The organism is Mesorhizobium hunchu, from assembly GCF_040081975.1.
In the GTDB taxonomy this organism is placed as follows: domain Bacteria; phylum Pseudomonadota; class Alphaproteobacteria; order Rhizobiales; family Rhizobiaceae; genus Mesorhizobium; species Mesorhizobium hunchu.
Map to the genome: position 1 here is coordinate 26,061 of NZ_JBEBMG010000005.1, position 12,414 is coordinate 38,474.

Genomic DNA, 12,414 nt, shown 5'->3' on the forward strand with positions numbered 1-12,414 from the left:
GTCGATAAGCCGGAGAAACCGACTGCCTATTGCCTAGTCTCCGTACAGCCAGTCTAGATCGGCCGCGAGTTTCTGAGGCGATCGATGCCTGAGCAGGAAGTTGCGCGCCAGCGCGACCGGACCGGCCGCGTGCCAGGCGAGATGGTTCAGCGCACCGCGGCGGGCGACCTTTGTGACGCGCGGCTTGCGCAGCCGTTCCCACCGTTGCAGACACCCCGAAAGGTCCGATTCCCCGCTACTGTCGCCCGGTACGATGCAATCGGCCAATGTCGCCGCGTCCTCGATCGCCATCGCTGCGCCCTGGGCGGCGAAGGGCGTCATGGCGTGGGCGGCGTCGCCGACGAGGACGAGACCGTCGGGACGGAACCATCCGCTGGCGGCATTGACCGTATGCAGTGGCCAGGCCGTCCAGGGGCCGGCCTGCTTCACGATGTCGAGCAGCATCCTGTCCGCACCTTGCAGATGATCCAGGAGTTCGGCTGAGTCCGCCCTCGCTGCCCAGTCGCGCGCGGTGCCGTCCCCCTTGGCACCGTCTCCCTTGGCCCCGTCTCCCTTGGCCTTGCCGCCTTTGGCAATCCCTCCTTTGGTGAAGGCGACGAGATTGACAGCGGCGCCCGCCCTGACCGGATAGGCGACGAGATGGAATGCCGGGTTCAGGAACGTCGTGACGCAGTCACTGGAGGTGAGGGCGTCGAAAGCGAACCCTGCGGTGCTTGCCCGCTCGATCGTCGTGCGCCAGGCGATCTCGCCCGCGAACCGGCTTTCGGCTCCGCCGCACCAGGACCGCAGGCGCGACCACACCCCGTCCGCGCCGACGATCAGAGCGCCGCGCTCGTGCCGCACGCCTTCCGCGGTCGTCATGGTGATCGCCGGCCCGTCCGGACCGGCCTGAAAATCGGTGACGGCGGCGGCGGTCACGATTTCGATGCCCGGCGTCTCCGCGACCGCCGCCAGCAGCGCCCTTTGCAGATCGGCGCGGTGAACGACGAGATAGGGCGCCTTCCAGCGGTCCTCTGCGATTTCGCCGAGGGGGATGCGGGCGAGAAGTCGCAGGCTGACAGCATCCTTGAGAAGCACGGCCGCCGGCTGGACGGCATGGGGCAGGATCCGGCCCAGAACGCCCAGCCGCGAAAGAATCCGGGTTGCGTTGGGGGAAAGCTGCAGCCCCGCGCCGACCTCTTCCAGCCGCGCGGCCTGTTCGAAAACACGCACCCGCTGGCCCTTTGATGCAAAAGCCAGCGCCGTCGTCAGCCCGGCAATGCCCGCGCCGGCGACGATGACGCCCGGCGGTCCGGCATCAGCCATAGCGAAGCGGGGTCAGGCGGCGGCCTGGTCGGCGTAGGTGCAGCCGGGAGGGTTGGTCTCGCCCGCCTTCAGCGAAGGCGAATAGCGATAGAGCGTCGAGCAATAGGAACATACCGCCTCGTCCTCGTCGCCCATGTCGATGAAGATGTGCGGATGATCGAAGGGCGGATTGGCGCCCACGCACATGAACTCCCTGACGCCGATCTCGATCATCCGGTGCCCGGCATCGTTCTGGAAATGAGGAATGGAACCGCCGGCCATCGCCGTCTCCCGTCTCCAACGCTTCGATAGGGTGCGTTTGTAGCATAACCGTCCACTTTGCAAGGCGATTGAAATGAAACTGTTGCAAAAGCCTGTCAGTGGATAAATTGAGCCGGATAAGCGGCGCAATCTGTATAGAGAGCGGATCATGAACGAATTGAAGCCGGTCCAGGCCGAATTTAGCCCCCAGGATGCCGCGGGTGCCGACGGTGGCAATCCGGACCGGTTCGTCAATCGCGAATTCTCGTGGCTCCAGTTCAACCGGCGTGTTCTGGAAGAGGCGCAGAACGAGCGCCATCCTCTGCTCGAGCGAGTCCGCTTCCTGTCCATATCGGCGGCCAATCTCGACGAGTTCTTCATGGTCCGGGTCGCCGGCCTGGCGGGGCAGGTTCGGCAGGGGATCGTGCTCAAGAGCCCCGACGGCCGCACGCCCGATCAGCAGCTCGAACAATTGCTCCGCGAGGTCGAGCGTCTCCAGGAAGACCAGCAGAAGAGCCTGTCGTCGCTGATGAAACTGCTGGATGCCGAGGGCATCGAAAGCATCGGCGGCGGCGATCTGACCAAGGACGAGAAAGGCTGGCTGGAAGATCACTTCCAGGACCAGGTGTTTCCGGTGCTCACGCCGCTGTCGATCGACCCGGCGCACCCGTTCCCGTTCATTCCGAACCTGGGCTTTTCGATCGCCCTGCAACTGCGCCACCGCAAGAACGGCGAGCAGATGAGCGCGCTGCTGCGCCTGCCGCCGGCGCTCAGGCGCTTCATCCGCCTGCCGGACCGCAAGGGGCGCGTGCGCTTCATTCCGCTGGAGGAAACGGTCGGCCTCTATATCGGCAAGCTGTTTCCCGGTTACGAGGTGCGGGGCTCGGGCACGTTCCGCATCATCCGCGACAGCGATATCGAGGTGGAGGAGGAATCGGAGGACCTCGTGCGGCTGTTCGAGACGGCGCTGAAACGCCGCCGCCGCGGTTCGGTGATCCGCATCGAATTCGATGCCGGCATGCCGGAGGAGTTGCGGGAGTTCGTCGCGGGCGAACTCGGCGTCGGCGGCAGCCGTGTCAGCGTGCTGAACGGGCCGCTGGCGCTGAGCCAGATTTCGGAGATCGTCTCGGTGGCGCGCGACGACCTGAAATTCCCACCCTACAATCCGCGTTTTCCCGAGCGCATCCGCGAGCATGGCGGCGACTGCTTCGCCGCCATCCGCGAGAAGGACATCGTCGTCCACCATCCTTACGAGTCCTTCGACGTGGTGGTGCAGTTCCTGCGCCAGGCGGCGATGGACCCCGAGGTCGTGGCGATCAAGCAGACGCTCTACCGCACCTCCAACGATAGCCCGATCGTGCGAGCGCTGATCGACGCCGCCGAGGCCGGCAAGTCGGTCACGGCGCTGGTCGAGCTGAAGGCCCGCTTCGACGAGGAGGCGAATATCCGCTGGGCGCGCGACCTGGAGCGCGCCGGCGTGCAGGTGGTGTTCGGCTTTCTGGAGCTGAAGACCCACGCCAAGATGTCGCTGGTGGTCCGCCGAGAGGACAACCGGCTGCGCAACTACGTGCATCTCGGCACCGGCAACTATCACCCGATCACCGCGCGCATCTATACGGACCTGTCCTTCTTCACCACCGACCCGCACATCGCCCGCGACGTTGCGCAGATCTTCAATTTCATCACCGGCTACGCCGAGCCGACCGGGGAAATGTGCATCGCGCTTTCGCCCTACACGCTGCGCAGCCGCATTCTCGGCCACATCGGCGATGAGATCGAGCATGCCCGGAACGGCCATCCGGCGCGGATCTGGATGAAGATGAACGCGCTGGTCGATCCCATCATCATCGACGCCCTCTACGATGCGAGCCGCGCAGGGGTCGAGATCGACCTGGTGGTGCGCGGCATCTGTTGCCTCAGGCCACAGGTGCCGGGCCTGTCGGAAAACATAAGGGTGAAGTCGATCGTCGGCCGCTTCCTGGAGCACAGCCGCATCTATTGCTTCGGCAACGGCCACGGCCTGCCGTCCGACGAGGCGATCGTCTATATCAGCTCGGCCGACCTGATGCCGCGCAACCTCGACCGGCGCGTCGAGGCTATGGTGCCGATCACCAACCCGACCGTGCACGAGCAGGTGCTCGGCCAGATCATGCTCGGCAACATCATGGACAATCAGCAAAGTTTCGAGGTACTGGCTGACGGCACCTCGCGGCGCATGGGGCCGGACGAGGGCGAGGAAGCCTTCAACGCGCAGGAATATTTCATGACCAATCCGAGCCTGTCGGGACGGGGTGACGCGTTGAAATCGCATGCGCCCAAGCGCATCGCCCAGTTCAAGCGTCGCAAGAAGTCCGAGACCCCCGCCTGATGCTGGCCGGCTCGCAGGGCCGCCTGCAGGACAGGCGGCCGCTTTCGATCATCGACATCGGGTCGAACTCCATCCGCCTGGTCATCTACGAGGGGCTGGCGCGCTCGCCGACGATCCTGTTCAACGAGAAGATGCTGGCCGGTCTCGGCCGCGGCATCGTTTCGACGGGCAGGCTCGATCCAGAAGCCGTGACGCGCTCGATGGACGAGTTCAGGCGCTTCCGCAGCCTGTCGGAACAGGCAAGGGCGTCCGAAATGTACGTTCTTGCCACCGCAGCCGCACGCGAGGCGGAGAACGGCCCCGATTTCATCCACAGGGCCGAAGAAGTTCTCGGCACCGAGATCAAGGTGCTCTCGGGCAAGGAGGAAGCCCGCTATTCCGCGCTCGGCGTCATCTCCGGTTTCCATCCCGCCAACGGCATCGCCGGAGATCTCGGCGGCGGCAGCCTGGAACTGGTCGACGTCGACGGCGAGACGATCGGCGAGGGCATCACGCTGCCCCTCGGCGGACTCAGATTGCAGGACATGGCGAAGGGCTCCCTGGCCGAAGCCGCTCGCATCGCCAAGGACGCGCTGGCCGGCGCGTCGCTTCTGAAGGGTGGCGGGAACAGGCCTTTCTACGCAGTGGGCGGCACCTGGCGAAACGTCGCGCGCCTGCACATGGAGATGACGAACTATCCGCTGGGGGTCATGCATGACTACCAGATCGGCATCGATGAGGCCAAAGCCTTCCTGAAGCGGATCGCCAAGGGCGAGGTCGAAAAGGTCAAGGGCATCGAGGGCGTCTCGAAGAACCGCCGCTCGCTGCTGCCGTGGGGCGCGGTGGTCCTGCTGGAGATCATTGCGGCCATGCAGCCGTCGAAGATCATTGTTTCGGCGCTCGGCGTGCGCGAGGGGTTTCTATATTCATTGCTCGACGAGGAAGCCCGCAGGATCGACCCGCTCATCTCGGCAGCCGAGGAACTGGCGCGGCTGCGCTCCCGCTCCTTCGATCATGCGCAGGAACTGGTCGAGTGGACCGGCAAGACCTTTGCGGCCTTCGGCATCGAGGAGACGGCGGACGAGGCACGCTACAGGCAGGCGGCCTGCCTGCTGGCCGATATCGGCTGGCGCGCGCATCCCGAATACCGGGGCACGCAATCGCTCAACATCATCGCGCATGCCTCGTTCATCGGCGTCGATCATCCCGGCCGCGCCTATCTGGCCCTGACGAACCTGTTCCGGCACGAGGGCGTGTTCAACGAAGCCTCTCCCGAGATCAGGGGGCTGGCGACGCCGCGCTATCTGGAACGGGCGAGGGCGCTGGCAGCGATGATGCGCGTCGTCTACCTGCTGACAGCCGCCATGCCCGGCGTGATGCCGCGCCTGCGCTGGGAGGAACGCGGCGACGGCGCACTGGCGCTGGTCATTCCGGCCGACCTCGCCGGTCTCTACGGCGAGCGGCCGGCCGGGCGACTGGCCCAACTTGCGAAAGTGTCCGGCCGCAAGCTGTTCCTGTCTGTCGAAGGCGGCCCGAGCGTTTCGGCGAAATGAAAAAGGCGCGGAGCGATCCGCGCCTTCTCCAGATCGGAAAGAGATCGGATCAGCCCTTGCGGCCGTCGATCGAATAGGCGCCGGCGCCCAGAACGGCGAGCAGCAGCAGGCCGCCGGTGATACCAAGATTCTTCTGCAGCATCAGCGCGTTGCCGGCCTGCGAGAAATCGAGATGGGCGACGGCCGTGGCCACGAGCGTGAAAACCGCAAGCACGATGGCCGCAATCCGCGTCTGGAAGCCGACCAGCACCGAGATGCCGCCGAGCAGTTCCACCAGACCGACGACGACAGTCGTGACCGTCGGCATGGGCAAGCCGATGGAGCCGAACCAGCCGGCGGTGGCGGAAATGGCGGTGAGCTTGCCGAAGCCGGCAAGGATGAACAGGATCGAGATGAGGATACGGGCGACGAGGATCACCGGCGAGTTGCCGGAAGCGGCGGCCGTGGACGTGACGGAAATGTTCGACATGAGCTTGGTCTCCGGAAGGTGATTATGTGCCCTCCCAGTAGACCAAGCTGATTGTTCACCATAGATACTGTTTCGGCAACGCATTGTTCACTAATGCGCCGGGCATGGTGCCGTCAGCCCGGATGCGTCATGTCCTCAGGCCGCACCAGCCGGTCGAAATCCTCTTCGCTGACATAGCCGCCGCCGACGGCCTCCTCGCGCAACGTGGTGCCGTTCTTGTGCGCCGTCTTGGCGATCTTGGCGGCGTTGTCGTAGCCGATCGTCGGCGCCAGCGCCGTCACCAGCATAAGGGAGCGTTTCAGAGCGGCCTCGATATTGTCTTCCCGCGCGACGATGCCGATCACGCAATTGTCTGTGAAGGACACCGAGGCGTCGGCGAGCAGCTTCACCGACTGCAGGAAATTGTAGGCCATGACGGGATTGTAGACGTTGAGCTCGAAATGGCCCTGGCTGCCCGCAAAGGTCAGCGCGGCATTGTTGCCGAACACCTGCACGCACACCTGCGTCATCGCCTCGCACTGGGTCGGGTTGACCTTGCCCGGCATGATCGAGGAGCCGGGCTCGTTCTCCGGCAGCGCCAGTTCGCCGAGGCCCGAGCGCGGGCCGGAGCCGAGGAAGCGGATATCGTTGGCGATCTTGAAGAGCGCGGCGGCGGTCGCGTTGATGGCGCCGTGCGAGAACACCATGGAATCGTGCGCGGCCAGCGCCTCGAACTTGTTCGGCGCCGAGGTGAAGGCGATGCCGGTGATCGATGCGATATGCTCGGCCACCTTCTCGGCGAAACCGACGGGCGCATTGAGGCCGGTACCGACCGCAGTTCCGCCCTGCGCCAGTTCCTGCAAGCCGGGCAGCGTCAGTTCGATGCGCTTGATCGACGAGGTGACCTGCGCGGCATAGCCGGAGAATTCCTGGCCAAGGGTGAGGGGGGTGGCGTCCTGCGTGTGGGTGCGGCCGATCTTGACGATATGGTCGAAGGCCCTGGCCTTGTCGTCCAGCGCCTTGTGCAGGTGCTTCAGCGCCGGCAGCAGGTCGTGCACGATGCGCTCGGCGCAGGCGATGTGCATGGCCGTCGGATAGGTGTCGTTCGACGACTGGCTCATGTTGACGTGGTCGTTGGGATGGACCGGCTTCTTCGATCCCATCACTCCGCCGAGCAGTTCGATCGCCCGGTTGGAGATGACCTCGTTGGCGTTCATGTTGGATTGCGTGCCGGAGCCCGTCTGCCAGACGACGAGCGGGAAATGGTCGTCCAGCTTGCCGTCGATGACTTCCTGCGCGGCCTGAACGACGGCTTTGCCGAGCGCCGGATCGAGCCTGCCCAGTTCCATGTTGGTCTCGGCCGCCGCGCGCTTGACGATGCCGAGCGCCCGCACGATGGAAGCGGGCTGCTTTTCCCAGCCGATCTTGAAATTGCCGAGCGAGCGCTGCGCCTGCGCGCCCCAGTAGCGATCCGAAGGCACTTCGATCGGGCCGAACGTATCGGTTTCGGTTCTGGTGTTCTTCTCGCTCACGGCCATGGCTCCAAGTCTTTGATCGGCCACGGCCTATCGCGTTGCACAAGAGGCTTCAAGCGAAGATTGTGGGGACGGGCGGTGCAAATCGGTTCAGGTCGAGGCGGCTGATGGCCGCGCCGCGCGCTGTGCATCGTCCACGTTGGGCGGGACGCTCACAACGGAATGTTGTCGTGCTTCTTCCAAGGGTTCGACAGGTCCTTGTTGCGTAGCATCCTGAGCGCCCGCGCCACGCGGCGGCGGGTCGAATGCGGCATGATCACCTCGTCGACATAGCCCCGCTCGGCGGCGACGAAGGGCGACAGGAACCGATCCTCGTAGCGCGCGGTATGCCCAGCGATCTTTTCCGCATCGCCGATGTCCTTGCGGTAGATGATCTCGACCGCGCCCTTGGCGCCCATCACCGCGATCTGCGCGGTCGGCCAGGCGTAGTTCATGTCGCCGCGCAGGTGCTTCGACGCCATCACGTCATAGGCGCCGCCGAACGCCTTTCGGGTGATCACAGTCACCTTTGGCACGGTCGCCTCGGCATAGGCGAACAGCAGCTTGGCGCCATGCTTGATGAGCCCGCCATATTCCTGCGCGGTGCCCGGCAGGAATCCCGGCACATCGACGAAGGTGACGAGCGGGATGTTGAAGCAGTCGCAGAAGCGCACGAAGCGCGCGGCCTTGCGGCTAGCGTCGGAATCCAGAACGCCCGCCAGCACCATCGGCTGGTTGGCGACGAAGCCGACGGTGCGGCCTTCGACGCGGCCGAGCCCGGTGACGATGTTCTTCGCGAAGGAAGACTGGATCTCGAAAAAATCCGCCTCGTCGCAGATTTTGAGGATCAACTCCTTGATATCGTAAGGCTTATTGGCGTTTTCGGGGACCAGCCGGTCGAGCGACAGATCGTGCTCCGTCACGGATTGATAGCACTCGATTTCGGGAAGGTCGGCCGTGTTGGAGGCCGGCAGCAGGTCGACCAGCCGCCGCATCTGCAACAGCGCCTCGACGTCGTTGTCATAGGCGCCGTCGGCGATCGAGGATTTCGTCGTGTGGACCGACGCGCCGCCGAGTTCCTCCGCGGTCACGGTCTCATTGGTCACGGTCTTCACTACGTCCGGTCCGGTGACGAACATGTAGGAGGTGTCGCGCACCATGAAGATGAAGTCGGTCATGGCCGGCGAATAAACGTCGCCGCCCGCGCACGGCCCCATGATGAGCGAGATCTGAGGGATGACGCCCGACGCCAGCACGTTGCGCTGGAAAATCTCGGCATAGCCGCCGAGCGCGGCCACGCCTTCCTGGATGCGCGCGCCGCCGGCGTCGTAGAGGCCGATGATCGGCGCGCGGTTGCGCAGCGCCATATCCTGCACCTTCATCACCTTTTCGGCGTGCGCTTCCGAGAGCGAGCCGCCGAACACGGTGAAATCCTTGGCGAAGAGATAGACCGGCCGCCCGTTCACCGTGCCCCAGCCGGTGACGACGCCGTCGCCGGCGAACTTGGTCTTCTCCATGCCGAAATCGGTCGAGCGATGCTCGACGAACATGTCGAATTCCTCGAAGGAACCCTCGTCGAGGAATATCTCGATGCGCTCGCGCGCCGTCAGCTTGCCTTTCCTGTGCTGTGCCTCGACGCGCGCCGGCCCGCCGCCGGCCCGGGCGATTTCGCGGCGGCGTTCGAGTTCCTGCAGCACGTTTTTCATGTGGGGTCCTCCGGGCGGGTTCCGTTGTCGTATCCACAGGCTGCCGGGGACGCAAGCAGCACCAAAGTCGTCAATCCCGCTTCATGGCGAACTGCGAGCGCTCGAACACAAGGACGATCGCAAGGCCGATCAGCAGCGGAATGATCAGGAAAAGCAGCCGGTACACCAGAAGCGCGGCAAGTACGCCCGCCGGATCCATGTCCGAGAGCCCCGCAAGGAAAACCACTTCGAGCACGCCGAGTCCGCCGGGCGCGTGGGAGAGTTGAGCGAGCGAGAACGAGACCAGGAAGACGCCGAGCACCACGAGATAGCCCGGATTTCCCGCCTCCGGCAGGGCGAAGTAGATGATGCCGGCCGTGGCGAGGATCTCCATCGGGCCGATGACGAACTGCCGCGCCACGATCGGCAGGCGCGGATAATGCACCTGCAAGGCGCCGAGCCTGAACGGCCGCAGGTGCAGCCAGCTTCCGAACACATAGGCGCAGATGATCGCAAGCAGGGCGATGCCGGTGCCGGTCGAGAACTGGGCGTAGCCGATATCGGAAAACCGGCCGAGGATTTCCGGTATCAGCACGAGCACGACGCCGCCGATCAGCATCGCCGACAGCGTGAAGGTGATCGAGCAGACCGCCACGAGCACGCCGATTTCCTGGCCGGTCAGGCCGCGCGTGCTGTAGGCGCGGTAGCGCACGACGGCGCCCGACAATACCGACCCGCCAATGTTATGCGACAACGCATAGGTGGTGAAGGAGCAGAGCGTCACGAAAAGCCAGGAGACCCGCTTGCCGATGTGAAGCAGAGCTATGTGATCGTATCCGGCAAGCGCCGCATAGGCGGCGAGCGCGCACAGCGCCGATGCCGTCCAGTGGCGCCCCGGAATCGCGGTAAGTCCGTCCCATACATCGTCGAGGGAGACGCCGCGCAGTTCGCCGTAGAGCAGCCAGAGCGAGAAGGCGACCGCTGAAAGTCCCACGACAGGCCAGAAATACCGTCCGACCTTTTTCATCCACCCGTTGCCGTCATGACCCGCCGTCACCCCCGTTCGCGTGGCGCGCTGCGCCGTACTTCCTGCCCCGGCTTCAGACATGCCTCATCGATGCCGGCTGTTCAACCTTTGCCGGCGTCATTGTTCGCGCTCTCAGCTTTGCGCTTGGTGATCGGGCGCCGTCCTGCTAATCTTGGCACAACTTGAGAACAGATGTGCCTGCTGCGTCCTGTATCGGTTCGCGCGGCGCCGGAAGGATAGACTGTGGAAGACCGCAACACCGGCGCCGGCGCGCCGGAGGCGGGCGTGGCCGGGGACCTTCCGGCATCGCGGGTTTCATTTGCCCCGCAGCCGGTAGCCACGCTCAGCCGCCAGCACGATTCTGCCCCCGATCGCGGGGATGCCGCTCATCAGCCCGGAAAGGGCAAGAAGCGCCGCAAGCGTCGTCGCGGGCGTAAGGTTTTCGCGCGCGACGATCATGGCCTGGCAACAGTCAGGGCCGATGGCGAGCCGGCCTCGGCTGCGGCAACCGCGCCCGTTCCTGCGCCCGCGATGCGGCGAGAGGGGGCAATCCACGGATCAAGCCGCCCGACCGGGCGCGACTTGCCGGTCTTCGCGGCCCTCGACCTCGGCACCAACAATTGCCGCCTGCTGGTGGCCATACCGCAGCGCCACGGCCAGTTTCGCGTCATCGATGCGTTCTCGCGCATCGTGCGGCTGGGCGAGGGGCTGTCTTCGTCTGGAAGCCTTTCCCAGCAGGCGATGGACCGGGCCGTCGAAGCGCTCAAGGTCTGCGCCGACAAGCTGCGCAACCGCAGCGTCCGCAGGGCGCGCCTGATCGCCACCGAGGCATGCCGCAGCGCCAGCAACGGGGCCGAGTTCCTCGACCGGGTCGAGCGCGAGGCCGGGCTGAAGCTCGAGATCATCGACCGGCAGACGGAGGCGCGGCTGGCGGTCTCCGGGTGCGGGTCGCTGGTCGAGCGCAACACCCGCGGCGTCGTCCTGTTCGACATCGGCGGCGGCTCGTCGGAAATCGCGCTGATCGACCTGACGGGGCACCGGTCGTCGCGGCTGGCCAACCATATCGTCTCCTGGACGTCGCTGCCGGTCGGCGTCGTGTCGCTGGCCGAGCGCTTTGGCGGCCGTACGGTGACGGAATCCGTGTTCCGGGCGATGGTGGACGACGTCCGCGTCAGGCTCGACGACTTCAAGGGTCGCACCAAGCTCGATCATCTGGTCGCCCGCCCCGGCTTCCATCTGCTCGGCACGTCAGGCACCGTCACCACGCTGGCTGGCGTTCACCTGGAGCTGGAGCGCTACGACCGCCGCCGCGTCGACGGCCTGTGGATGGACAACGACAGCGTCGACCGCATGATCGGAAAGCTGCTCGGCTGGAATTTCGATCAGCGGGTCGCCAATCCCTGCATCGGCGCGGACCGCGCCGATCTCGTGCTCGCCGGCTGCGCCATTCTGGAGGCGATCCGCGCCGTTTGGCCTTCGGAGCGCCTGCGGGTGGCCGACCGAGGCCTGCGTGAAGGCATATTGAGCGAGCTGATGGCGCAGGAGGGCGTATGGCAGGAGCGCTGGCGGGGCGCACGTCCATGACGAAGAAACCGGAAAAACCCGGCGCCGGCCGCGTACTTCGCACCCGCGTCAAGAAGAAGAGCGGGCTCAAGGAATCATCACGGCGCTGGCTGGAGCGGCACCTCAACGACCCTTATGTCCAGCGGTCCAAGGCGGAAGGTTTCCGTTCGCGCGCGGCCTACAAGCTGATCGAGATCGACGACCGGCATCATCTGCTGAAACCCGGCATGAAGATCATCGACCTGGGTGCCGCGCCCGGCGGCTGGTGCCAGGTCGCCGCCGACCGCACGAAGTCCAGCGCCGAGCATCCGCATGTGGTGGGCATCGACTATCTCGAAATGGATCCCGTTCCGGGGGCCGTCATCCTGCAGATGGATTTTCTCGACCCGCAGGCGCCGGCGAAACTGACCGAGGCCCTCGGCGGAGAGCCCGACATCGTGCTTTCCGACATGGCGGCGCCCACCACCGGCCATCGGCGCACCGACCATCTGCGCACCATGCATCTGTGCGAGGTGGCGGCCGACTTCGCCATGTCCGTGCTGAAACCGGGCGGCCATTTCCTCGCGAAGACCTTCCAGGGCGGCACGGAAGCAACGCTGCTCGACGCGCTGAAGAAGAATTTCCGCTCCGTGCATCACGTCAAGCCGCCAGCCTCGCGCGACGCATCGGTCGAGCTCTACCTGTTGGCCAAGGATTTCAAGGGGCGGACGCCGTCAGCCGGCTGAAGGTTGA

The 12,414-nt window shown here is 65.3% G+C and carries 10 protein-coding genes; 4 read left to right on the forward strand and 6 right to left on the reverse strand.

What is annotated here, in order from left to right; genetic code table 11:
• Positions 1 to 33: 33 nt before the first annotated feature.
• A complete protein-coding gene (locus tag ABMA46_RS10565) occupies positions 34 to 1,305 on the reverse strand; it encodes an FAD-dependent monooxygenase (RefSeq protein WP_348999311.1) in 1,272 nt (423 codons plus the stop codon).
• Between the two features lie 12 nt (positions 1,306 to 1,317).
• Complete coding sequence (locus ABMA46_RS10570) at positions 1,318 to 1,566, reverse strand: zinc-finger domain-containing protein (RefSeq protein WP_348999312.1); 249 nt, start codon at positions 1,564 to 1,566, stop codon at positions 1,318 to 1,320.
• A gap of 148 nt (positions 1,567 to 1,714) precedes the next feature.
• On the opposite strand from ABMA46_RS10570, the gene ABMA46_RS10575 reads away from it, so the two are divergent.
• Complete coding sequence (locus ABMA46_RS10575; protein WP_348999313.1) at positions 1,715 to 3,913, forward strand: RNA degradosome polyphosphate kinase; 2,199 nt, start codon at positions 1,715 to 1,717, stop codon at positions 3,911 to 3,913.
• Positions 3,913 to 5,445: an exopolyphosphatase gene (ppx, locus tag ABMA46_RS10580; RefSeq protein ID WP_348999314.1), complete on the forward strand. Its 1,533-nt coding sequence runs from the start codon at positions 3,913 to 3,915 to the stop codon at positions 5,443 to 5,445. Before ABMA46_RS10575 ends, ppx begins: the two co-directional genes overlap by 1 nt.
• 49 nt (positions 5,446 to 5,494) lie before the next feature.
• Here ppx and ABMA46_RS10585 read toward each other — a convergent pair whose 3' ends face one another.
• The 4 genes from ABMA46_RS10585 to ABMA46_RS10600 form a co-directional block, all read right to left on the reverse strand.
• Positions 5,495 to 5,914, reverse strand: coding sequence for a DoxX family protein (locus ABMA46_RS10585; protein ID WP_348999315.1), 420 nt, complete (start codon positions 5,912 to 5,914; stop codon positions 5,495 to 5,497).
• A 113-nt stretch (positions 5,915 to 6,027) separates the two neighbouring features.
• Positions 6,028 to 7,425, reverse strand: coding sequence for a class II fumarate hydratase (gene fumC / locus ABMA46_RS10590; RefSeq protein ID WP_348999316.1), 1,398 nt, complete (start codon positions 7,423 to 7,425; stop codon positions 6,028 to 6,030).
• A 155-nt stretch (positions 7,426 to 7,580) separates the two neighbouring features.
• On the reverse strand, positions 7,581 to 9,113 hold the full coding sequence (locus ABMA46_RS10595; RefSeq protein WP_348999317.1) for an acyl-CoA carboxylase subunit beta: 1,533 nt from the start codon (positions 9,111 to 9,113) through the stop codon (positions 7,581 to 7,583).
• A 70-nt stretch (positions 9,114 to 9,183) separates the two neighbouring features.
• Positions 9,184 to 10,119 (reverse strand): lysylphosphatidylglycerol synthase transmembrane domain-containing protein, encoded by a 936-nt coding sequence (locus ABMA46_RS10600; protein ID WP_348999318.1) that lies wholly within the window; start codon positions 10,117 to 10,119, stop codon positions 9,184 to 9,186.
• Positions 10,120 to 10,362: 243 nt separating this feature from the next.
• Here ABMA46_RS10600 and ABMA46_RS10605 point away from each other — a divergent pair, with 243 nt between their 5' ends.
• Together ABMA46_RS10605 and ABMA46_RS10610 are read left to right on the forward strand one after the other, a co-directional pair.
• Positions 10,363 to 11,703 carry a Ppx/GppA phosphatase family protein gene (locus ABMA46_RS10605; protein WP_348999319.1) on the forward strand — a complete coding sequence of 447 codons (1,341 nt, stop codon included), beginning with the start codon at positions 10,363 to 10,365 and terminating at the stop codon, positions 11,701 to 11,703.
• On the forward strand, positions 11,700 to 12,407 hold the full coding sequence (locus tag ABMA46_RS10610) for an RlmE family RNA methyltransferase (RefSeq protein ID WP_348999623.1): 708 nt from the start codon (positions 11,700 to 11,702) through the stop codon (positions 12,405 to 12,407). The genes ABMA46_RS10605 and ABMA46_RS10610 overlap by 4 nt, the downstream gene beginning before the upstream one ends.
• The last annotated feature ends 7 nt before the right edge of the window (positions 12,408 to 12,414 follow it).

Coding starts and splice junctions, on each gene's coding strand:
- ABMA46_RS10565 (WP_348999311.1), bottom strand. CDS start 1,305: ATGGCTGATGCCGGACCGCCGGGCGTCATCGTCGCCGGCGCGGGCATT.
- ABMA46_RS10570 (WP_348999312.1), bottom strand. CDS start 1,566: ATGGCCGGCGGTTCCATTCCTCATTTCCAGAACGATGCCGGGCACCGG.
- ABMA46_RS10575 (WP_348999313.1), top strand. CDS start 1,715: ATGAACGAATTGAAGCCGGTCCAGGCCGAATTTAGCCCCCAGGATGCC.
- ppx (WP_348999314.1), top strand. CDS start 3,913: ATGCTGGCCGGCTCGCAGGGCCGCCTGCAGGACAGGCGGCCGCTTTCG.
- ABMA46_RS10585 (WP_348999315.1), bottom strand. CDS start 5,914: ATGTCGAACATTTCCGTCACGTCCACGGCCGCCGCTTCCGGCAACTCG.
- ABMA46_RS10595 (WP_348999317.1), bottom strand. CDS start 9,113: ATGAAAAACGTGCTGCAGGAACTCGAACGCCGCCGCGAAATCGCCCGG.
- ABMA46_RS10600 (WP_348999318.1), bottom strand. CDS start 10,119: ATGAAAAAGGTCGGACGGTATTTCTGGCCTGTCGTGGGACTTTCAGCG.
- ABMA46_RS10610 (WP_348999623.1), top strand. CDS start 11,700: ATGACGAAGAAACCGGAAAAACCCGGCGCCGGCCGCGTACTTCGCACC.